Source organism: Streptococcus sp. GMD1S (genome assembly GCF_000296875.1).
Classification (GTDB): domain Bacteria; phylum Bacillota; class Bacilli; order Lactobacillales; family Streptococcaceae; genus Streptococcus.
Map to the genome: position 1 here is coordinate 1 of NZ_AJQY01000010.1, position 21674 is coordinate 21674.

Genomic DNA, 21674 nt, shown 5'->3' on the forward strand with positions numbered 1-21674 from the left:
GCGTTAGTGCTGGTTGGGGTTACTTCTTTCACCACCGCTTGGTACTTGACAGTAACTGGAGTTCCGTTGGCATCAACACGAGTCAATTCAAGTTCTGGTGTTTCACCCTTGAACTGCTTGTCCGGAGTGAAGGTCACTTTGCCTTCTGCGTCCACTTCAAACTTACCAACATTTGGCACTTCCTTCACAGTTGTACCGTTGTCAAATAGTGGAGTTGAATCAGCTGGGAATGGAACTGAGTCATGACCTGGCGTGAAGGTCACTTTACCTTCTTGGACTTGACCTTGAAGTCCTTCTGTCTTATCACCTGAACCAGTCGGAGTTACTTTCTCAACAACTGGGGTATAGGTCGTTACAGCCGACTCCCCATTTTTATCCACCACTCCAACTCGAACTGGAGTTGCCGGACCATAGAAGGTTTTCAGTGGAGTAAAGACAATTGTTTTATTTACAAGATCTAAATCGTACGTCCCTTGGTCGGCAATGGTTAGCGAAGTTACCTTTTGTCCATTCTCATCATAAAGAAAGACACTACTTTGGACTAGTTCAACGGATTTCTTTGCTCCATTAATGGTTGTTGTCCCTTTTGTAAAGTGGACCTCGCTCTCGCTTGCTCTATCCTCATCAAATTGAATCGTCGCTGCCTGCTTCTGCCCTTGAAAGCCTTTAGATTTCGCTGCACTTGCTGAAGGTACAACTGGAAGCGGAACATAATACACCAACCTATCCCAAGAGAATTCTTTTTCCAACTCTTCATCGCTCGGATTTATCGCACTAATCCAATATTGATCAAGAGCCTCATCTCCCGACAATGTATTTGCGTCAATATCTTCACCTGGGTAATAGCCAGGAATTTCAGGCGAAATCACTTGAGACCAAGTTTGGTCTGCAGACCAGGCTGAGTATGTCACACCTGCTGTCGCATCATTTGGATGCATTTTTGCCAAAACCTGATCGATTCTCTTGGTTCGAGTAAACGAATGGGATTCTACATGTCTGGGAGGAAGAAGCGATAAATCAGGATTTTTTGCTTTTCTGTAATACTCATAATTAATTTCACGAGTTCCACGAACAGTTTCGGTTAGTTCTGTAATCTTATGTCTAAACTGAAACTTGAATTGTCTTGGGCTAGCCAAGTCACCAAAGTTATGATCTGTAAAATCGTTACTAATCAGTTCATATCCTGCATCTTCTAATTCCTTAATTCGACGATCAGGATCATAAGAAATTGGTCCATTAGGTTTGCCTACAACTGTGTCTACCTGTCCTAGTTGTACTTCCTTAGATGGATCATTTACATCCACAAAGGTAAAACTTGCAGATGACAGTTTGGTAGACATTTGGATTGAAACATTATTGGACTCAGTGTACTTGGAACTGCCATTTGCCAATGCCGAAGAAAGATAAGCCGTAGCACCTGGGGCAGTATCTTGCCCGATAACTGCTCCATTGATAGGAAATTGAACCCTACTTCCAGCAGCAACCGGAGCAGTCGAATGCCAACGAACTGCACGAATCTCTGACCAATCCGACACTTGATCTGCTGTGAGCCATTGTGAAGCATTAATTTCCGCAGCAGTGCCCGCAGTGCGACTATATTGAACTTCCCAGCCTGAAGGTGGTGTTAGAGCTTTTGTCAAACTCACTGTAAATTCAGAGCCACGATTTCTGGATTCTAGCTGTTTATCACCTTTCATCGGCAAGGATGACAAAACATAAACGTCTGAAACAGGCTGTTTCGCTGCGTTTTTATAGGTCACTCTGAAATCAATCTCATCACCAGGATAATGTTCTTGAGTATTATAGGCAAAGTGTTGATTTGTAGCTCTCTTCACTTCAGAGTAGACACCACTCGCTTCAGAAGCCTGTACGATCACATCGAAGTCATAAGAAACTGAATTTTTCGAGGTAACTGTAATCCCATCTAGCTCCCCCAAGTCATAACCATTCTGAGCTTGAACGTCAGGAAGTTCCTCGTCCCAAAAAGCAATCGCTTTATAGGTGTAGGTCCCATTTGGAATCGTCTTGTTTTCTAACTTCAAAAGTGTTGCAGGCATAGGGGAGTCTGGAGTCCCCTTTACTTGGGCATAGTAGAGAGTTTTCCCAGTATCTTTGTAATTATAATAGACCTTAAAATTAGGATTCCCACTAAAGTTTAATTGTGGATCAGCCAAATAAGCCAGATGGTAAACTCCTGTCAAGTTTGCGAAGTTCTGGGTAGGAGTTTCTTTACCCGCAGTCCTTGTGATAAAATCTTCTTTAAAACCAGAAGCATCTGTGTGTCGATTAAAGACATCTGTCCGACGGCGTCCAACCATCGAAATTTGCTGGCTAACGCGTGTTAATTCAGCTGAGGCCGTTTGAGATAAGGAAACAGTGTTACCAGTATTGTTAAATGTGAAATCCGTTCTAGAATCCAACTTACTGATTGTCGAATCTTTATAGAGACTTTCCCAATTATTAAAACGTGTTTTGGTCTGGAAAACAAACATTGATGTATCATTTGTTGAGGACTTCCTCATCTTGATATTTTTAAACTTGTACTCCAGTTCCTTCACATCTTGCTCTTCCGTCAGTCGTAGGCTACGAGTGTTACTATTAAAAGTCCCTAACAACTCACCTGTAGCTTTATTGTATACTTCTACAGATGCATCCGGTGAAGAGAAAAATTCATTCCAATAACGCTCCTCAATCGCATTGACTTCTCGATAAGACTCTCGTGGGTCTTGTATTCTATGGGTGACCGTGTAGTCATTGATAGGATAATCTTTTTCAACCTCAGCGACTGATGAGAGTCGAACATAAGAACGGTATTCTGTTTCACCATAGGAACGAATTATCTCCGAGTCAGACTGATTATAGTGTCTATATTCGAAGAGAGAAGACTCTGGCTGATCTGTTTTTTGAACAAAGAGAGTATAGGGAAGAACGGCCGTATTTTGATAACTAGTCCCATCTGCTTTTGTATAGATACCTGTCACAGTTAGGTTTTGCGCTTTTCTATTGATATCTGCTACTTTGGCATTCTTTAACTTAAAAGAAATTGGAATGAGCTTATTTTTATTGTTATTGATATCTTGAAGCGGATTGTTAGCTCTGTTAATGGTCAGATGGTAACCCGTCGCATCGGCAGTCCATCCCAAAGCTTTGGCTTCATCTGTCAATTCATAACCTTCTTTTAGATCTACATTATAGGTATAAGAAGTGACAGGATCAATGATATGTCCCCCGACATCACTAATCCCCATACCATTGATCATACGACCATCAAAGACACCATTTCCATAGTTGAAATAATCATTTCTTGCCGTATTATTCTTAGGATCTTTCGCACCATTAAATAGGTAGAAAGACACAACCGACGAACCATCGTCAACGATACCATCGTTGTCTCGATCATAGCCAATGACCTGATTGTTAGACATTGGTGTCAGACCACCTACACCGTTTTCTAAGACTTTCCATGTGTGTTCAATGCTTCCAAGTTCTTTGAGGACATTGCCATTTTTGTCATAGAGCTTAGCAGTTGCGGTCACCTTATGGTCTGGTCCAAGGGCTTGGACAGCGCCTCCCCAATTCTGCGTCAAAGGATCTATCTGAAAAGTATAGACGAAGTTATAGTTTGCCCCACCTCTCAGATTCGCAGGTTCTATCTTTAAATCAAGATCCCCATTCGCTTTTTCTTGGCTAAACTTTACACCACCGACTGGAGAAGGGGTCAATTTAATAGCCTTCCCATTTTGGAAATGAATTTTAATATACCCACCAGAATAGTCTGCTTCATGCCCAGTAATACTAAAAGTCAAGGATTCACGGACACTATCTACCGCATGGATATCCTTGATTGGCGAATGAGCTTGAAATGCAGCATTGACTTCATCTAGCGATCTCTTGCGCCTAGAAGAAGTTTTCCCGCTAGAGCCACTTTCTTCCTTGCTTTTCTGCTCAGTTTGAGTTGATTCTATAGATTGCTTTTTCTCCTCATCTAAAGAAGGCTGACTCGCTTCCTTGATATTGTCAACTTGAGAAACTGGTTGGCTCTGAGCGACTGGTGAAGATACTTCTGTTTTGGACGGTTCAGCTTTATCCTCCAGCTCCTTAACCGCTTCGTTCTGTGTCAATTCTTTTTGAGGCTCAGAAATGACTTCCGGCCCATTCTCAGCACTTTTTTCCTTTTGTTGAATTTCTGCCTGCGTTTGTTGTTCCTTATTGTTGACTTGAGCTTCATCTGCTTGCACCGGAGAAGTAGCCATCACCATAAAGGTTCCTAGCAATACCGAACAGGTCCCAACACTTAACTTTCTAATTGAAAAGCGGGAAAAAGATTGATTAAAAAATTTTTTCTTCATCATTTCTCCTTTATATTCATACTTAATCTAACATAACAGCTTTATCATTATAACTTATAGTAAATAGAATTTCCAATAGAATGTTCATTTCTACATAAATTTCTTTATAACTCCATTTGCATAGAAAAAGGAAGCTGTAAAACCAGCTTCCTTCTGTTGTTTTCATTTAATTTTCACGATTATTCCACACTGAAAAGATATGGATATACGGGTTGTTGACCTTGGTGAATCTCTACTTCAACATCTCCGAATTCTTCTGCGATTTCTTGGGCAATTTCATTGGCAAGTTCTTCGCTTCCGTCTTCACCGACATAGAAAGTCACGATTTCACTATCTTCGTCCAACATATGTTTCAAAGTTTCAGTCAAGGTTTGGTGCATGTCAGGATTTGACACGAGGATTTTCCCATCGACCATACCAAGATTGTCATTTTCATGAATTGCTAATCCATCGATAGTTGTATCACGAACGGCAGTCGTTACACTACCGCTGATGACATCACCGAGGGCTGCAGTCATGCGTTCTTTGTTTTCTTCGATTGATTTGCTTGGATCAAAGGCAAGAAGGCTGGTCAACCCTTGAGGAATTGTACGCGCTTCTACCACAACAGCAGGTTGTTCAAGCACTTCAGCCGCAGACTGAGCTGCCATAAAGATATTTTTGTTGTTTGGCAAGAAGATGATGTTGCGAGCATTGACCTGTTCAACAGCCTTGATAAAGTCTTCTGTTGAAGGGTTCATCGTCTGCCCGCCTTCGATAACATAATCCACACCTTGGGCACGGAAGATATCTGCTAAACCTTGACCAGCTACTACTGCGATAAGGGCATACTCTTTTGTTTCAGCAGGCTTGTTTCCTTGAGTTGCTTCTTTTTCAACTTGCGCCTCGTGTTGGTTACGCATGTTGTCCACTTTTACCTTAATCAAGCTACCATATTTGAGACCTTCTTGCATGACAAGACCTGGATCTTCTGTATGGACGTGAACTTTGACGATTTCATCATCATTGACAACAAGTAGAGAGTCGCCTAAGTCATTCAAGTAGTTACGGAATTCATCATAGTCAAAGTCCTTAGAATAAGTTGGACCTTGTTTGAGGGCTACCATAATCTCTGTACAGTAACCAAAGGTAATATCCTCAGTTGCAACATGTCCAGCCACAGACTTATGGTGCTCTGCATTAATCATTTCACTCATGTTGGCAGGAGTCGCTACAAAGTCTTCAGAAGCACTGTATTCACCAGTAAGAGCTGAAAGGAATCCTTCGTAGATGAAGACCAAACCTTGACCACCTGAGTCTACCACACCAACTTCCTTAAGGACTGGAAGCATTTCTGGTGTCTTAGCCAAAGCTGCTTTTGCACCTTCCAAGGCTGCACGCATGACCTCAACAGCATCATCTGTCTCCTCGGCTTTTTTCTTAGCCCCAATAGCCGCTCCACGAGAAACAGTCAAAATGGTCCCTTCAACTGGTTTCATAACCGCTTTATAAGCTACTTCGACACCGGATTGGAAGGCAAGAGCCAAGTCTTGACCTGTTAATTCATCTTTTTCCTTGATAGCCTGAGAGAAGCCACGGAAGAGCTGAGAAGTGATAACCCCTGAGTTCCCACGCGCACCCATCAAGAGTCCTTTAGCAAGAATGCTCGCTACTTCTCCAACTGTAGAAGCAGGCTTGTCTGCTACTTCTTTCGCACCATTCTCAATGGTCATTCCCATGTTTGTCCCAGTATCTCCATCTGGAACTGGAAAGACGTTTAATGAATTGACATATTCTGCTTGCTTATTCAAACGAGTTGATGCAGCCTGCACCATCTCTTGGAATAAACTGGTAGTAATTTTTGACACGATTATTCTCCTACAACTTTGATATTTTGAATGTAGACATTCACAGTCTGAGCAGTAATTCCTAGTTGATTTTCTAAACTAAAACGAACACGCTCTTGAATGTTTTTTGACACTTCGCTTATCTTTACTCCGTAGCTCAATACGGTATAAACATCAACTGCAATGCTACCATCTTCGGCTGCTTTTATAACAACACCCTTAGAATAATTTTCCTTACCAAGAAGGGCTTGGAAATTGTCTTTGAGGGCATTTTTACTAGCCATACCGACCACACCAAAAATCTCAGTTGCGGCACCACCTACTACGGTTGCAATCACTTCATCTGTCAGTTCGATTTGACCATCTTTTGTATTAATTTTTACAGTCATTTTTTTTACCTCAACTAGTTGATACTCTATTTTATCATATTTCAGCCCAAGTGTAAAAGCAGAATGCTGTATCGGCGGATATTTACTCTATTTTTCAAATGATTTTATCCTTAGAGCAAAAGAAAAAGACCAGTTAGGTCTTTTCATTTTTATTAAACGCGTTCAACTTTACCTGATTTCAAAGCACGAGCTGAAGCCCAAACTTTTTTAGGTTTACCATCGATAAGAACAGTAACTTTTTGAAGGTTTGGTTTTACGGCACGTTTTGTTTGGTTCATCGCGTGTGAACGGTTGTTTCCTGATACAGTCTTACGACCTGTAAAGTAACATACTTTAGCCATTGTGTTTTCCTCCTATTAGATCTAATATAGCGGATGTGCTAGCACCACATACCGTACTATGTTATCACACTTTCTCTATTTTGGCAAGGAAATTCGGAGACTTTTTTTTATTTAACGTAAACAACTCCAAGTTTACCAAAAGCGACTTCCCCGCGGATAATCAAGGTTTTGCTGGTTGGTGCTACAGGAGCATCTGCCTTAGCTGCACCAAAGGAGGTTTCTACTTTCAAATCGACACGCCAGTGTTGCGGAACATAGACGGTTGCATTCCCGAAGGCCACTTCAATATTTAAAGTCGCAAAATCACCTAGCATCTCTGCATTATCATAGTAGATTTTAGCATCCCCAAAAGCGACTTCCACTTGGTCATCTACGAGATCTTGATCTTGCTTATAGAAGGTCCCGCTACCAAAAGCGACTTCCTTATCCGTGACGACTGTTTTTTTCCCATCGTACCACCATTTTTTTTCATTCCAGAACTTACTTGAATGCGTCAGATAACCAACACCTAGCACTGCTAAGATACTAGCCCAAAACAAAGACTGGTTTGGAATAGGAAGAATGTTATAAAAATGATTCGCAATCATTAAGGCTACTAGAGCGGTAAAAACTGCTGATGTTAGATGACGACGAAGCAAAGCTTCAACTGATTGGTAAGCAAAAAAGGCGATACCAATCAAAGGCCATATCTTGCCATCCAAAGAAGGAATTCCAAAATTCCCTTGCAGCAAGATCCAAGCTGCTAAAACCAATAAAACAATACCAAATGCTTTCTTTTTCATGTTTTTTACCTCATGTTTCTTAGATTTTCTTTTAGGAGGGATTGGTAATGTCGTGAGACATGAACCTCCTTGTGCGTCTGATAAAAGGAAATGGTGCCCGTTCCTGAAAAGGACTTATCCACTGAGTAAATCTGACGGATGTTTGCGATCGTTGACTTGGACACTCGACTGAAATAGCGAGGTAAGATGGACTCCAACTCATAGAGCTTGAGGCGAACTTCATAGGCTTCCTTCTGGTTATGAGCATAAATCTTACTCCCTTCTGTTTCAAAGAAGAGAATTTCTGACAGGTCTAGATAATATTCACCTGTCCCCTTGTAAAAAGTCAACCTCGGAGCCTTTGACTCTTGCAAAAGTCGTTGCAAATCTGCAATTTCATCTGTCAAAGTGGGGGTCTTGATGACAATTTCAGTCTCCTCTAAATTGCCATCAATCTCAATTCGTAACTTCATCACATCTCCTTTCTGACTCTACTATATCAAAGCTAAGTTAGGAATACAAGGGCAAAAAAGCAAGTGGTCAATTTGAAGCAGTAAGTGGTTGTAGGACTAGCTTAACTTACATGTCAGAATAGGAAGAAAAGGAATCCCCACACCAGACCACAAGCATAGCCAACCAAGACATCCTTGGGATAATGAACGCCCCCTAAAACCCTCACCAAGCCCAGCAAAGCTGAGAAGAGCAAGCATGCTAAGCCAACAGGTAGACTAGCATGCAGACAGGCCATGGAGATGATAGTTGCCGAAAAAACATGGCGACTGGGCATCGACTGTCCCGAGCTATCTTTTTCAAGCAGGGGACAGATATCCCAAGTTTCATAAGGCCGCGGGTGGTTGATTTTCTTACGAAAAAGGGACAAGATCACAAAGCCTGATGCAGGAATAAGCACATAAACCCCAACCTGCTGACCAAGTCCTAGTTGCAGGCAAGTGATGACTAGCAAAGTCAGATAGACCAAGGGCATGGCGACTGTCATCAAACGATTGAAATTAAGCAATAGAAATAAAAGGGTGGGATGGCTAGTTAGTTTGGAGCTAAGGTTGCTATACCATTCTTGATAATTTTTCATTAAATTTCTCATTCATTACCTTGTTTTCGTCTACAGGTGAGACGTTTATCTTCTAGTATAGTGCAGAAAAAGAAGGCCGTCAAGCCTTCTTTTGATTTATTCTTCTGCTTCGTCTTCTGTAAATTGACTATTGTACAAGTCAGCGTAGAAGCCACCTTGCGCCATTAGTTCCTCATGATTGCCTTGCTCGATGATATTGCCATCTTTCATGACAAGAATCAAATCGGCATTACGAATAGTTGACAAGCGGTGGGCGATGACAAAGGATGTGCGTCCTTCCATCAAACGGTCCATAGCTTTTTGAATCAACTCCTCTGTACGTGTGTCGACTGAAGATGTCGCTTCATCCAAAATCAAGAGCGGTGCATCTTTGAGAAGGGCACGAGCAATGGTCAAGAGCTGTTTCTGTCCAACAGACAAGGTCACGGTGTCATCCAAAACAGTATCGTAGCCATCTGGCAAAGTCATGATAAAGTGGTGGATTCCCACTGCCTTGCTAGCTTCTATCATTCGTTCATCACTGATGTCTGTCTGATTATAGATCAGGTTCTCTCGAATGGTTCCTTCAAAGAGCCAAGTATCCTGCAAGACCATTGAAAAGGCATCGTGTACTTCCGAACGCTTCATGTCCTTGGTATCGACACCATCGATACGGATACTTCCCTTATCTAGCTCATAGAACTTCATCAAAAGATTGACAATGGTTGTCTTCCCAGCCCCAGTCGGTCCAACAATAGCAACCTTCTGACCTGCATGAGCTGTCGCAGAAAAGTCATGGATAATGGTGCGCTCTGGTGTATATCCAAAGGACACATGATCAAAGACTACTTCCCCTTTCATGTTGCTCAATTGTCTTTCCTTACGAGATTCATCTTGCATCTCTGCTTCAGCTAGAAATTCTAATACACGAGTCATGGCTGCACTCGCTTGTTGCAGGCTCGTAATCCCTTGGGCAATCTGTGACAGAGGTTGGGAGAAGGTCCGTACGTAAACCATAAAGGCTACGATAATCCCTATCGTGATATGCCCTTCTAACGCCAGCGCGGCACCAACGATGATGACTAAGACATAACTAAAGTTCCCAACAAAGAACATGGCTGGCATCATGATACCAGAGATAAACTGAGATTTCCAGATACTGTCATGCAAGTCTTGGTTTAACCCTGCAAATCTCGCTTTGGAGGTGTCCACTGCGTTGTAGCTGGTCACTACATTATGGCCAGAGTACATCTCTTCCACATAACCATTGACGGCTGCTAGATTATTTTGTTGGGCTTTAAAATAACCCTGTGACTTGGCCATGATTACGGAAACCGCCGCAAAACCAACAAGCGTAGAGACCACTGTTACGAGAGCTAAAATCCAGTTCATCCCAAACATGGTCACCAAGACAGCAATCAACAAGAAACTAGCTGAAAGAACTGTCCCTAGACTTTGGTTGAGAGATTGCGCTGCTGTATCCACATCATTGGTCACGCGCGAAAGGGTGTCTCCTTGTGAATGACGGTCAAAATAGCCAAGTGGCAAACGATTGATTTTTTCAGCGATAGCCGTCCGCAAGCGTTTTGAAAAATGTTGGATACTCGTTGAAAATATATAGGCCTGTGTATAATTAAGGATAGCTCCAAACACATATAGGACAACCAAAAATCCAGCAATGTTTGACACAGCTACCAAGTCGATTTCTGTAGCCAAGCCATCTGAAATCAAGTTAGTAATTTCTTTAATCTTAGTTGGACCATAAACGGTAATGATGCTTGAAATGACTGCAGCCACAACTGCTATTAGGAGAGGAAGTTGGAGGCCTGCCATATAAGGTTTGCACTGTTTCCAGACCGAAACTTTTTTATTTTCCATGTTCCAATTCCTCCTTCGATAGTTGTGAGTAGGCAATTTCTTGGTAGACTTCGTTGGTTGCAAGAAGTTCCTTGTGGGTGCCTTGTCCCACGACTTTACCTTGATCCAAAACTAAGATCAGGTCGGCGTCCATAATGGTAGAAATCCGTTGCGCTACGATGAGCTTGGTCATGGATTTTGTTTTCTCAGCTAGCTCTTGGCGAAGGACACGATCTGTCTTGTAGTCCAAGGCTGAGAAGGAATCATCAAAGATGAGAATCTCTGGTTTACGAGCCAAGGCACGCGCAATGGCTAAACGCTGTCTTTGACCTCCTGAGAAGTTGGTTCCGCCTTGAGCCACTTCTGATGCAAGACCTGCTTCCTTGTCTTCGATGAAGCTTTTAGACTGGGCCAATTCCAAGGATTGCCACATAGCAGCTTCGCTTAGAGGAGTTTCTTTGCTCTTACCAAAGTCCAAGTTCCCCTTGACATCTCCTGAGAAGAGGACTGCTTTTTGAGGGATATAGCCGACCTTATTGCGCAAATCTTCCAAATCGTAATCTTGCACATTAACTCCGTCCACTAGGATTTGTCCATCTGAAACGTCGTAAAAACGTGGCAAGAGGTTGACAAGCGTAGACTTACCTGATCCAGTCGATCCGATGAAGGCTACGGTTTGACCCGCTTCTGCTTTGAAAGTGACATGTTCCACGACTGCTTCTGAGTTTTTAGAGTAGCGGAAGGTTACATCGCGGAATTCCACTTGTCCTTGAACTGAAGGATCCGCTGTCTGTGTATGACTAGGATTTTCAATAGAAGAATGCAGATCCAATACTTGATTGATACGTCCTGCCGAAACCAAGGTACGAGGAAGAACAATAAAGAGTGCTCCCATGAGAAGGAATCCCATCACGACCTGCATAGCATAGGACATGAAGACCACCATATCACTAAAGAGTGGCAGACGTTCTGCCAAACTTGCATCGTTGATAATGTAGGCACCAATCCAGTAAATAGCTAAACTTAGTCCACTGGAAATCGCCATCATAATCGGGTTCATAATGGCCATCAATCGATTGACAAAGAGATTGAGACGTGTTACCTCATCGTTGGCTGCTTCGAATTTTTCATCTTGGTAATCTTCGGCATTGTATGCGCGAACAACTCGAATCCCAGTCAAGCTTTCACGAGTGATGCTATTGAGTTTATCTGTCAATTTTTGGATAACAGATTGTTTTGGAAAGGCCAGAGTCATAAGAACAGTGGTCATCAAGACATTGACAATAACAGCCACAACGACCGCCCAGAGCCAGTATTCCGATTTCCCAAGGATTTTTCCAATGGCCCAGATAGCCATAATCGGCCCACGAGTAACCACTTGCAAGCCCATGGTAAAGAGCATCTGTACCTGGGTAATATCATTGGTCGTCCGAGTCAAAAGACTTGGGATTGAAAAGCGCTTGATCTCTGTCTGTGAAAAATCTAAAACGCGATGAAATACGTCTCTACGTAGATGGGTTGTATAGGATGCTGCAACACGAGCAGCAAAGAAACCCACCATAACAGATGAAAAGAAAGCCAATAAAGACAAACCAATCATCTTCGCAGCTGGTGACCAGAGTTCACCCAACTGCGTTCCAGACGTTCCGAGTAACTCTGTAATTTGTGAAATATAGGTCGGTACCTCTAACTCTAGATAGACCGAGAAACAAGTGAACAGAATCGTAAGGATGATCATTCCCCACTCTTTTCCTGTAATACGTTTAGCGAGTTTCTTCATTCTCTCCTCCTATCTTCTCAACATTTTCTTGCAACTGACCGAGAACCTTTTCAAAGATTGCCAAGTCTGACTTTGAAACCCCCTCTAGCAGACTCTGATCGATCCGATCAAAAAAAGCCTTAACTTTTTGCATCTGCGAACGCGATTTCTCCGTCAGGCGAACAAATTTTGCCCGCTTATCGCTCGGGCTGGCCTCTAGCTCAACCAAACCATTTTGCACCATACGCTTGACTAGATTACTCGCCACAGATTTGGTAATATTGAGTTCCTGCTCGATATCCTTAATCAAGACCAATTCCTCTTTTTGTTCACAATGATCTAAAAAACGCAGAACCTGCCCTTGCGGTCCACCCATAAATTCAATGCCACATCGCTTAGCTTCTTTCTGTACCATCAGATGAAGCTGGTGTCCAAAACGTTTGAACATTAACATCGGCTTGTCCATGATTGCTCCTTTCTTACGATAAATATAGTTCTCACAAGAACTATTTAAGTTCCCATGAGAACTATTTTATCATTTTCAGAAAAGATGTCAAGAAAAAAGTTTCCAAGAGAACTATTTTAGTTTAAATTGACATTAGGCAATATTTTTTCTATAATAAGCACTAACTACTGTGGATAGAAATCCATTCACTCGATGAAGGGAGAAAACGTTCAAATGAAACCAGAAGAACAACGAGTTTTAGGAATCTTAGCAACCATTTTTGGAGCCATCGCACTTTTAGGGTCCTGGATTCCATTTATTAACTATCTATCATTTTTCATCGCCATTGTCGCATTTATCTTGGGGATTATCGGCCTTATCGTCAATCTCAAAAAACGGAAAACCATGGCCATTATCGGAACATCCCTCGCAGTTGCTTCTGTTGTACTTTTCTTTACGACCCAAGTACTGTACGCTAATGTCTACAAAGAGTTTATCAGGGAGTTTAACCGTTCCTACAGCGAGGCAAGTGCCTCAATGGAGCGCGAAGAAGAAAGCGACTTGACAGATGATAGCGCCTATTCCATCCCAGAGGAGGAAGAAGACGATAACTTCACCTGGACCCAGGAACAGTTCGACGCCTTAATCGAAGGTGACCTTGATAACAAAGGAAAAGGTGGTACCAACTACAAGGATATTATCAAAAAACACGGACTACCAGACTCCGAGTTTGACTCCACTATCGGAGGCTATGATACGAGAAAAATCACCTATATCTCCATTGGTGACAAGATCAAGACTGTTACCTTAACTTTTGCAAAAGATGACAATGGGCAGCTCTTGCTCGTCCAAAAACATGCAGTCGGTCTAGGTCTAGAAAAAAGCAAGAAACAAAACGATTCTGAAACCAGAGTCTAAGTTCAAATATCAAAAAAACGAACAGCTAGTAAAACTGTTCGTTTTTCTATTAGAATCCATCTACGTTTGTGTAGATCTTTTGTACGTCTTCGTCGTCCTCAAGAACGCTGTAAAGTTTTTCAAAGGTTTCAAGGTCTTCGCCTGACAATTCCACTTCAGACTGAGGAATCATTTCCAATTCAGTCACTTGGAATTCTTCGATACCAGACTCACGAAGGGCAACGATAGCCTTGTGAAGGTCTGTTGGAGCTGTGTAAACAGTGATTGTTCCTTCTTCTGCTTCTACATCGTCCACATCCACATCTGCTTCTAGCAATTGCTCAAAGACTGCATCAGCGTCCTCACCCGCAAATACGATCACACCCTTGTTATCAAAGAGGTATGAAACTGAACCTGAAGCACCCATGTTTCCGCCGTTTTTACCAAAAGCTGCACGGACATTGGCTGCGGTACGGTTGACGTTTGAAGTCAAGGTATCCACAATCAACATAGAACCATTTGGTCCAAAACCTTCGTAACGTCCTTCTGTAAAGGTTTCGTCTGTGTTTCCTTTTGCTTTATCAATCGCTTTATCGATAACGTGTTTTGGCACTTGGGCTTGTTTCGCACGGTCGATAACGAATTTCAAAGCAGTGTTTGATTCTGGGTCTGGATCACCTTTTTTAGCTGCTACATAGATTTCTACACCAAATTTTGCATATACTTTAGAGTTAGCTCCATCTTTAGCCGTTTTCTTGGCTACGATATTGGCCCATTTACGTCCCATTAGGAATCTCCTTTTTTCACATTTTAATCTTTCTTATTATAACACAAGTTTTTTCGATTTTCACTAGAGGAAATGGATTTTATTCAGCAAATCCAGCTAGGATTGTCCTTTGGCTGCCAAGATTGCCTTGCCTTCTTTTATCAGGGGATGGCGGAAAAGTGAAAAGTACAGTTGGGTGGTCATGGCAACCCAGATAAGGGGTTCACAAAGGATAACTCCCCTATAGCCTGCCCAAGGGATAATCAAAACTACAAAAACAATTTTCCCGATTAGTTCTATAAAGCTGGAAACTAGAGGAAGGACTTTTTGCCCCAAGCCCTGCAAGCAATTGCGATAAATCAACAAGAGACTCAAAATCGGATAAAAGACTGAACTGATTTGCAGGTAAAGACTACCATTTTCTACCAAGTAAGTATCTGTCGAACTGGCCAAGAAGGAAATCAAGGTCGGACTAGCAAAAAAGAGAAAGATACAGACAAAACCTGCCCAAGACATGCTCAGTCGACTGCCGATTCGAAGACCTTGAACAATGCGGTCTGGTCGTTTCGCACCGAGATTCTGAGAGGCAAAGGTCGTCATGGCAGAAGAAACGGCCGTCATCGGAAGCAGAGCAAAGGCCATAATGCGTCGTGCCGCTGTTTGGGCACTAATAATCACTGCGCCAAAGGTATTGACAGAAGACTGTAAAATCACACTACCAATAGACACAATCGAACTCATCAAGCCCATAGCCAAACCTTGCTCCAAGAGATCCGCGTACAAGCTCTTGTCCCATTTGAAATGTTTAAACTGTGGCAAGAGTTCTGGAACGCTTTTGCGGATATAATAAAAGCAAAGAAGCGCTGACAACCCTTGTGAGATAATGGTAGCAAGTCCCGCAGATTGAACACCCAGTTGCAGTTGCGTAATGAAATAGAGATCCAGAACCACATTGACCAAAGCAGAAAAAATCAGGAATCCAAGGGCTGCTAGACTGTCACCAATAGACCGCAACAAGCCTGCAAAAAGATTATAGGCAAAGCTGACACTGACACAAGTCACAATCATAGAAATATATTGATAGGATTGAGGAAGGATTTCTGCAGGGGTATCTAAATATTGCAAGAGTGGATACAGACCGACAAAGCCCATCAGCATGACCACAATGCTCAAAAGAGCACCTAAAATCCAAGTTGCTGCTACTGCTTCTTTAATTTTAGTAAAATTACGAGCCCCATAATAGCGGGCAATGACGATCCCCATCCCATTGCCAACACCAAGCGTAAAACCTATAATCAAATCAAAAATGGCAGTTGTCGCCCCTACTGCAGCCAAAGAATCTTGACCAAGAAAACGCCCAACAATCAAGACGTCAGCTGTATTATAAAGCTGTTGGAAAATATTTGACAGCAAGATTGGAAAGGCAAAGCTTAACAGCGCAGGAAGAATGGGACCATGTATCAAGTCCACGGATCGTTTCTTATTCATAAAGCTATTATATCAGCTTTCTAATGGAGCGACAAGACTCTGTCACTAAGTTTGCAATCAATTGCTTACAGAGAGACAATTTGCTATAATCAAGAAAAGGAGGTCATTTATGAGTTTGACCAGTCAATTAATTACCGATGTATTTCCCGATCTGGATAAGGTTGAAAAGCTAAACAAGGAAGCTTTCCCTGAAGAAGAACGAGTCCCTCTGTCTGAGTTCTTGCGCTATCAGGACCGAGATGATGCCCACTTCTTTGCCTTTTATAACCAGGAAGAGTTTGTCGGCTTTGCTTTCTCTATTTCCAACCCAAAAGCTTTCTATATCAGTTTTTTTGCCATCATGCCCCACCTGAGAAGCCACGGGTATGGAAAGGAAATTATCGAAAAACTAACCGATTTTTACCAGCGAACCATGTTGCTAGAAGTCGAGCGATTAGATGAAGAATGCGATAACTTGGAGCAAAGGAAGGCCCGCATGGACTTCTATCGCCAAAATGGCTTTAAATCAGCCAACGCTTTTCTAGAGTACGATGGTTTGAGTTTTGAAATTCTTTACCGTGGCGACCATTTTGACGAAGAGGCCTATCGCGACATCTTCCAAAAGTTACAGAATGAACATTATTTTGACTTTCATATAGAGTATCGTCGTTTTAGTGACCATTAAACAAGACTTATCCATCTGGTGAAGAACCTCTCTTTTTCGATAGAAGCTACATATAAAAATGCATGTAATTTACGATTACATGCATTTTTTATTTTCAACTGATCAGAATAAACTTTTATTCTCTCTATGGCTTAAGCTTCTGCATTGCCTTCTGGAAGAAGGAAGTAGAGAACAGCATAAGCTAAGATTCCAGAACCACCAAGTAGGGTGAAGATGATCCAAAGTGCACGAACAAGTGTGTGGTCCATGTTAAAGTAGTCACCGATACCTGCACAAACACCAGCAATCTTTTTGTCTTGTACGTTACGAACAAGGCGTTTTTCCATTATAGTAGTCTCCTTTTTATAGAATGTTTTAATTTTTTTGATTAAATACTCTTTTATTACGCTTTTGAAGCTTATGGAGACTTAATAATTAAACATAAAAAGCAGAGAAGGACTTCTCCGCTTTCATTTTTAATCTTCAATTTCGATTTCAAGTCCGTCGCCTAGGTCAAGCGTTACTTCTTGGTTAGGTGCTAGATCTTCCGAAACAGTGGTAGGAGTTGTCCCTTCTTCATCTTCAATCAAGCCATATTGAACACGAACTTGGTGGTCAATGGCATCAAAAATCTCTGGGTGATCCGCCAAGTATTTCTTAGCATTTTCAGATCCTTGTCCGATTTTTTCACCCTTGTAAGAGTACCATGCTCCCGCTTTTTGGATGATATCGAGATCACTTGCAATCTTCAAGAGCTCACCAGTCTTAGAAATCCCTTCTCCGTACATGATTTCAACAAAGGCTTCCTTAAATGGTGGAGCCACCTTGTTTTTCACGACCTTGATCTTGGTTTCCTTACCGACATTGGTATCTTTTTGGTCACCAGTTCCCTTGATTTGTGTGCTTCCACGAACATCCAAACGGACTGAAGCGTAGAATTTCAAAGCACGTCCACCAGGTGTTGTTTCTGGATTTCCAAACATGACCCCAACTTTTTCACGCAACTGGTTAATAAAGATGGCAATTGTCTTGGTTTTATTGATAGAAGCTCCGAGTTTACGCATGGCCTGGCTCATCATACGAGCCTGCAAACCAACGTGACTGTCTCCAATATCCCCATCAATTTCCGCACGAGGTACAAGGGCTGCAACTGAGTCAATAACGACGAGGTCAACTGCACCTGAGTCAATCAATTTTCCAGCAATTTCAAGACCTTGCTCTCCTGAGTCTGGTTGTGACAAGAGCAATTCGTCAATGTTCACACCAAGGGCTGCAGCATAGGCTGGGTCAAGAGCATGTTCCGCATCGATAAAGGCTGCAATACCACCTTCTTTCTGTGCTTGCGCAACAGCGTGAAGGGCAACCGTTGTCTTACCAGATGATTCTGGTCCATAGATTTCGATGATACGTCCTTTAGGATAACCACCTGAACCAAGAGCAATGTCCAGAGCCAATGAGCCTGAGCTCATCACTTGAACTTTTTGCTCCGCGCGCTCACCCAAGCGCATGATTGAGCCTTTACCAAAGTCTTTCTCAATCAATTTAAGAGCATCGTTCAATGCTTTTTCACGGTCTGCTCCAAATTTTTTCCCAATTTCATCTAATTTTTTTGTTGGTTTTTTCGCCATTTTGTTCTCCTATATTCTACTGGTCCTTAGACCTATCTTTCATTATACCAAAATTTAGTCACTTAATAAAGCCTTGCGAACTAGGTTAAAGGCATGCATGACCGCAATATGTCGAACATCTGCTCGACTCCGTCCTGCAATATTGGCCTTGATCACCTCTGTCCCTTTTGCATGTGCCAATCCAATAAAAACTGTACCAGCTGGATGCCCCTCTAGGCTATCTGGCCCTGCCACACCCGTCAAACTAACTCCATAATCAGACTGAGTCTTGATCCGTGCCTGCTCTGCCATTTTTCGAGCCGTAAACCCAGAAACAACCCCGTGTTCTTTTAGCTCTTGCTCGGAAATATCCAACATCTTGGACTTTTCTTCTAGGCTGTAAGTGACAAAACCGCCATTAAAGATTGCTGAGACGCCCAAAAAGTCTGCTAATGTCGCTTGAAAGAGACCTGCCGTCAAGCTTTCTGCCGCAGTAATGCTTTTCTGTCTCTTCTTTAGCTCTTCTACAACGACACTTGCGAGACTGGTTTCTTCCCCATATCCATAACAGATGTCTCGTAGAGAAATTCCCTCGAAAGTTTGGCGACTCAAGATTTGATTTTCTAAGATATCCAGTGCTTGATCAGCCCTTTCTTGACTAACTGCTTTTGTAGACAAACGCAAGGTCACTTCTCCCGTCTTGGCATACGGCGCCAAGGTCGGATCGGTTTGATGGTCAATCAAATCCGCCAAAATGGTCACCAACTGACTCTCCCCAATTCCAAAGAAACGGAGCACTCGTGAGTATAACTTGGTACCAGTCATTAACTTGGGTAAGAGTTGATTTAAGACCATGGGTTTCAATTCACTAGGTGGTCCTGGGAGGACCACGTAGGTCACGCCATCCACTTCTGACACCCCTCCTACTGCTAAACCTGTCTCATTTGGCAGTGGAGTCGCCCCTTCTACAATTTGGGCTTGGCGCTCATTATTCGGTGTCCGAGCATAGTCAGGTCTATGAGCAAAGAAAATATCCAGTTTCTCTTGCGCTTGAGGGTCAAACACTAGATCTTTTCCCAAAAATTTTGCCAGGGTTTGTTTGGTCAAATCATCCTCGGTTGGTCCCAAGCCCCCTGTCAAAATCACAAGATTACTACGTTGACTCGCAATCTCAAGCAAGGACAAAAGACGAGCTTCATTATCTCCAACAGCTGTTTGGAAGTAGACATCTACCCCGATTTCGGCTAGTTTCTCTGATAAAAACTGAGCATTGGTATTGACAATCTGCCCTGTTAAAATTTCTGTTCCTACAGCAATAATTTCTGCTTTCATGTTTCCTCCTACTTATCTATTCGAATTTTTTTGAAAAAATCGCAGGAAATTTCCCACGATTTGATTCTTTTCTTATTCTGCTTCTTCGTTTGAAGCGTTCGTACTGGTTGAAGGTGCTGTCCGACCAAAGGCTGTTTCGTACAGTACCGCATTGGTTTCCAATTCTGTCACTGGCTCTTTACCTAGCGAACTACGCAAGAGATTTTGCATTTCGAGCATATGTTCTGAAGTGACAATCTGATAAGAAATTCCCTGTAGCTCAGCATCTTCCCCACGCAATTGATGCGTTTCGATATTCTTGAAGGAATCTTGATAGCCGAGCAATTGTGGAATGCTCTTAGCTGACAAGTCCACATTGGTCTGCATGTTATCACTCAAAGCTTTGAGGATACCTTGATAATGACTCACACTGTTTAGGCTCAAAACCTTCTCAACGATCTTTTGAATAACTTCACGTTGACGTTTTTGACGACCATAGTCTCCCTCTGGGTCTTGGTAACGCATCCGTGAATACACCAGAGCTTCCTCCCCATTCAAGGTTTGTTCTCCAACACCGATAGAAATCTTATTAAACTCCTCTTGGTCAGCAATCGAAATTGGGAAACCGAGTGTATTGTTGACGGTAATTCCACCAACCGCATCCACCAATTGTTGAAGCCCCTGCATGTTAACCATCACATAGCGGTCAATGTGGATATTCATCATCTTTTGAATAGTAGAAATTGCAAGTTCCGCACCACCATTAGCATAGGCCGCATTGAGTTTGGCTTCCTGAACTTGACCGTTTCCAGTCTCAATCTTGGTCAAAATATCCCGTTCCAAACTCATCATTGTGGTTTTCTTTGTTTTGGGATTAACCGTCAGGAGAATCATGGAATCACTATTTCCCGCCCACGGGTCTGTACGTTCCACATTTCCCGTATCTCCCCCATCAAGAGGATGGTCAGAGGCTCCGTCGCTTCGATAACGTTGGTTTCTTCACCAATCTTTTTATAAGTCTTTTCACTCAAGGTTGCTGTTCCTTGTTGGAAAATGGTGTAACCATAAACCGCTACACCTACAACTGTTACTGCTAGAAAAGCTAGCACCATTCCAATTAATTTTTTGATCATCTTGTTATTCATCTATCAGCTTGCCCATAAGACAAACATCTAAAAATATCCCTTCTGCTAAATAGGCTCCTCTTTCTTGTAAGCCTTCTGTGATAAATCCCATTTTTGAATAGAGGTGGACTGCAGCCTCGTTTCGTTTTTGTACACTAAGTTGCAAACGGCGCAAGACGCCACTGACTTTAGCACACTCGATGCCTTCTTCTAGAAGTATAGTCGCCAAGCCTTGGTTCCAAAATTTCTTGCGAACTGCTAGAAAAACATCACCGATATGTCGAACTCTTAAATGTTGGTCTGCTGTGATATTTAAGACTCCTGCAATCTCATCATTCAGTAAGGCGAGGAGAGTAATTTGATTCTCTGATGCAGCTTGTTTTTCGATAAAAAGAGCCATTTCAGAAGCTGTCATCATGATGCCATTTTCATCTAGGCTAGTAAAGTCTGTCTCTTGACCGACACAATCTAAAAATGCAATCAAGGCTGTAGCATCTGACATCTCTGCCTCACGAATACACAACTCATACTCCATCTTGAAACTCCTTGATGAGTTGTTCAGCCCGAGAGCCATGAGCCGTAAAATGAAGACAACGACCATCAGCTTCTTTCAAAATTTCCAACTCCAAGTAAGAATCTGGTAAATCTTCACCCAAAAGATGCCCCCACTCAATAACAGTCACACCGCCACCAAAGAGAAACTCATCCAAGTCAATAGAATCAGCGTCCCCTTCGATACGGTAGACATCCAAGTGGTAAAGTGGCAAACGCCCTTCATACTCTCTAACAATGGTATAGGTTGGACTTTTAATCATCTGACAGATATCCAAGCCCTTGGCAAGGCCTTTTGTAAAGGTTGTTTTACCCGCACCTAACTCTCCAGTCAAGATTAGAACATCGTCTTTTTGAAGCAAATGACCTAATCTTTCTCCGAGAGCTAGAAGCTCTTCTTCATTTTTTGTGTGCATGCTACTATTATACCAAAAAGTTTTCTTTTGTGTGAATTTTCTTTATGGACTTACTATAACAATTTTGAAAGATT

At 42.3% G+C, this 21674-nt stretch carries 19 protein-coding genes and 1 pseudogene; 2 read left to right on the plus strand and 18 right to left on the minus strand.

Annotation, left to right across the window (positions count from 1 at the left end; genetic code table 11):
* From GMD1S_RS02605 to GMD1S_RS02650, 10 genes are all read right to left on the minus strand, one after another.
* Positions 1-4352, minus strand: a 4352-nt coding sequence (locus GMD1S_RS02605; RefSeq protein ID WP_008285084.1) for a YSIRK-type signal peptide-containing protein, incomplete at its 3' end; no start/stop codon positions are given.
* Between the two features lie 176 nt (positions 4353-4528).
* Complete coding sequence (locus tag GMD1S_RS02610; RefSeq protein ID WP_000036681.1) at positions 4529-6196, minus strand: DAK2 domain-containing protein; 1668 nt, start codon at positions 6194-6196, stop codon at positions 4529-4531.
* 2 nt (positions 6197-6198) lie between these two features.
* Complete coding sequence (locus tag GMD1S_RS02615) at positions 6199-6564, minus strand: Asp23/Gls24 family envelope stress response protein (protein ID WP_000216434.1); 366 nt, start codon at positions 6562-6564, stop codon at positions 6199-6201.
* A 152-nt stretch (positions 6565-6716) separates the two neighbouring features.
* Positions 6717-6905: a 50S ribosomal protein L28 gene (gene rpmB, locus GMD1S_RS02620; protein WP_001140948.1), complete on the minus strand. Its 189-nt coding sequence runs from the start codon at positions 6903-6905 to the stop codon at positions 6717-6719.
* Between the two features lie 107 nt (positions 6906-7012).
* Positions 7013-7687: a LiaF transmembrane domain-containing protein gene (locus GMD1S_RS02625; RefSeq protein WP_000725733.1), complete on the minus strand. Its 675-nt coding sequence runs from the start codon at positions 7685-7687 to the stop codon at positions 7013-7015.
* A gap of 5 nt (positions 7688-7692) precedes the next feature.
* Entirely contained in the window at positions 7693-8139 is a 447-nt protein-coding gene (locus GMD1S_RS02630; protein ID WP_000776591.1) for a LytTR family DNA-binding domain-containing protein, read from the minus strand.
* A 113-nt stretch (positions 8140-8252) separates the two neighbouring features.
* Positions 8253-8756, minus strand: coding sequence for a phosphatase PAP2 family protein (locus tag GMD1S_RS02635; protein WP_000800953.1), 504 nt, complete (start codon positions 8754-8756; stop codon positions 8253-8255).
* Positions 8757-8852: 96 nt separating this feature from the next.
* Positions 8853-10613 carry an ABC transporter ATP-binding protein gene (locus tag GMD1S_RS02640; protein WP_000428386.1) on the minus strand — a complete coding sequence of 587 codons (1761 nt, stop codon included), beginning with the start codon at positions 10611-10613 and terminating at the stop codon, positions 8853-8855.
* A complete protein-coding gene (locus GMD1S_RS02645; protein ID WP_000731794.1) occupies positions 10603-12372 on the minus strand; it encodes an ABC transporter ATP-binding protein in 1770 nt (589 codons plus the stop codon). Before GMD1S_RS02645 ends, GMD1S_RS02640 begins: the two co-directional genes overlap by 11 nt.
* The gene (locus GMD1S_RS02650; protein ID WP_000360517.1) at positions 12356-12817 is read right to left on the minus strand and encodes a MarR family winged helix-turn-helix transcriptional regulator; all 462 of its coding nucleotides are present in this window, start codon (positions 12815-12817) and stop codon (positions 12356-12358) included. Before GMD1S_RS02650 ends, GMD1S_RS02645 begins: the two co-directional genes overlap by 17 nt.
* A 192-nt stretch (positions 12818-13009) precedes the next feature.
* Between GMD1S_RS02650 and GMD1S_RS02655 the strand changes: the two genes are divergently transcribed.
* A complete protein-coding gene (locus GMD1S_RS02655; RefSeq protein WP_033587326.1) occupies positions 13010-13714 on the plus strand; it encodes a CD20-like domain-containing protein in 705 nt (234 codons plus the stop codon).
* 49 nt (positions 13715-13763) lie between these two features.
* On the opposite strand, the gene GMD1S_RS02660 is transcribed toward GMD1S_RS02655, so the two are convergent.
* Together GMD1S_RS02660 and GMD1S_RS02665 are read right to left on the minus strand one after the other, a co-directional pair.
* The gene (locus GMD1S_RS02660) at positions 13764-14480 is read right to left on the minus strand and encodes a YebC/PmpR family DNA-binding transcriptional regulator (RefSeq protein ID WP_000532894.1); all 717 of its coding nucleotides are present in this window, start codon (positions 14478-14480) and stop codon (positions 13764-13766) included.
* 96 nt (positions 14481-14576) lie between these two features.
* Positions 14577-15947, minus strand: coding sequence for an MATE family efflux transporter (locus tag GMD1S_RS02665; protein WP_008277623.1), 1371 nt, complete (start codon positions 15945-15947; stop codon positions 14577-14579).
* Between the two features lie 109 nt (positions 15948-16056).
* Here GMD1S_RS02665 and GMD1S_RS02670 point away from each other — a divergent pair, with 109 nt between their 5' ends.
* Entirely contained in the window at positions 16057-16611 is a 555-nt protein-coding gene (locus GMD1S_RS02670; protein ID WP_000060281.1) for a GNAT family N-acetyltransferase, read from the plus strand.
* Between the two features lie 131 nt (positions 16612-16742).
* On the opposite strand, the gene GMD1S_RS02675 is transcribed toward GMD1S_RS02670, so the two are convergent.
* From GMD1S_RS02675 to tsaE, 6 genes and pseudogenes are all read right to left on the minus strand, one after another.
* On the minus strand, positions 16743-16937 hold the full coding sequence (locus GMD1S_RS02675) for a PspC domain-containing protein (protein WP_000415528.1): 195 nt from the start codon (positions 16935-16937) through the stop codon (positions 16743-16745).
* A gap of 129 nt (positions 16938-17066) precedes the next feature.
* On the minus strand, positions 17067-18218 hold the full coding sequence (recA, locus tag GMD1S_RS02680) for a recombinase RecA (RefSeq protein WP_001085519.1): 1152 nt from the start codon (positions 18216-18218) through the stop codon (positions 17067-17069).
* 54 nt (positions 18219-18272) lie between these two features.
* Entirely contained in the window at positions 18273-19529 is a 1257-nt protein-coding gene (locus GMD1S_RS02685; protein ID WP_000642673.1) for a competence/damage-inducible protein A, read from the minus strand.
* 72 nt (positions 19530-19601) lie between these two features.
* Positions 19602-20641 (minus strand): annotated as a pseudogene (locus GMD1S_RS02690) (LCP family protein).
* Between the two features lie 4 nt (positions 20642-20645).
* On the minus strand, positions 20646-21167 hold the full coding sequence (locus GMD1S_RS02695; RefSeq protein WP_000455519.1) for a GNAT family N-acetyltransferase: 522 nt from the start codon (positions 21165-21167) through the stop codon (positions 20646-20648).
* Complete coding sequence (gene tsaE, locus GMD1S_RS02700) at positions 21157-21600, minus strand: tRNA (adenosine(37)-N6)-threonylcarbamoyltransferase complex ATPase subunit type 1 TsaE (protein ID WP_000556957.1); 444 nt, start codon at positions 21598-21600, stop codon at positions 21157-21159. Before tsaE ends, GMD1S_RS02695 begins: the two co-directional genes overlap by 11 nt.
* Between the last annotated feature and the right edge of the window lie 74 nt (positions 21601-21674).

Bases quoted from the DNA above. Each gene is read 5' to 3' on its own strand.
- GMD1S_RS02615 (WP_000216434.1), bottom strand. From the start codon at position 6,564: ATGACTGTAAAAATTAATACAAAAGATGGTCAAATCGAACTGACAGAT.
- rpmB (WP_001140948.1), bottom strand. From the start codon at position 6,905: ATGGCTAAAGTATGTTACTTTACAGGTCGTAAGACTGTATCAGGAAAC.
- GMD1S_RS02625 (WP_000725733.1), bottom strand. From the start codon at position 7,687: ATGAAAAAGAAAGCATTTGGTATTGTTTTATTGGTTTTAGCAGCTTGG.
- GMD1S_RS02630 (WP_000776591.1), bottom strand. From the start codon at position 8,139: ATGAAGTTACGAATTGAGATTGATGGCAATTTAGAGGAGACTGAAATT.
- GMD1S_RS02635 (WP_000800953.1), bottom strand. From the start codon at position 8,756: ATGAAAAATTATCAAGAATGGTATAGCAACCTTAGCTCCAAACTAACT.
- GMD1S_RS02640 (WP_000428386.1), bottom strand. From the start codon at position 10,613: ATGGAAAATAAAAAAGTTTCGGTCTGGAAACAGTGCAAACCTTATATG.
- GMD1S_RS02645 (WP_000731794.1), bottom strand. From the start codon at position 12,372: ATGAAGAAACTCGCTAAACGTATTACAGGAAAAGAGTGGGGAATGATC.
- GMD1S_RS02650 (WP_000360517.1), bottom strand. From the start codon at position 12,817: ATGGACAAGCCGATGTTAATGTTCAAACGTTTTGGACACCAGCTTCAT.
- GMD1S_RS02655 (WP_033587326.1), top strand. From the start codon at position 13,010: ATGAAGGGAGAAAACGTTCAAATGAAACCAGAAGAACAACGAGTTTTA.
- GMD1S_RS02660 (WP_000532894.1), bottom strand. From the start codon at position 14,480: ATGGGACGTAAATGGGCCAATATCGTAGCCAAGAAAACGGCTAAAGAT.
- GMD1S_RS02665 (WP_008277623.1), bottom strand. From the start codon at position 15,947: ATGAATAAGAAACGATCCGTGGACTTGATACATGGTCCCATTCTTCCT.
- GMD1S_RS02670 (WP_000060281.1), top strand. From the start codon at position 16,057: ATGAGTTTGACCAGTCAATTAATTACCGATGTATTTCCCGATCTGGAT.
- GMD1S_RS02675 (WP_000415528.1), bottom strand. From the start codon at position 16,937: ATGGAAAAACGCCTTGTTCGTAACGTACAAGACAAAAAGATTGCTGGT.
- recA (WP_001085519.1), bottom strand. From the start codon at position 18,218: ATGGCGAAAAAACCAACAAAAAAATTAGATGAAATTGGGAAAAAATTT.
- GMD1S_RS02685 (WP_000642673.1), bottom strand. From the start codon at position 19,529: ATGAAAGCAGAAATTATTGCTGTAGGAACAGAAATTTTAACAGGGCAG.
- GMD1S_RS02695 (WP_000455519.1), bottom strand. From the start codon at position 21,167: ATGGAGTATGAGTTGTGTATTCGTGAGGCAGAGATGTCAGATGCTACA.
- tsaE (WP_000556957.1), bottom strand. From the start codon at position 21,600: ATGCACACAAAAAATGAAGAAGAGCTTCTAGCTCTCGGAGAAAGATTA.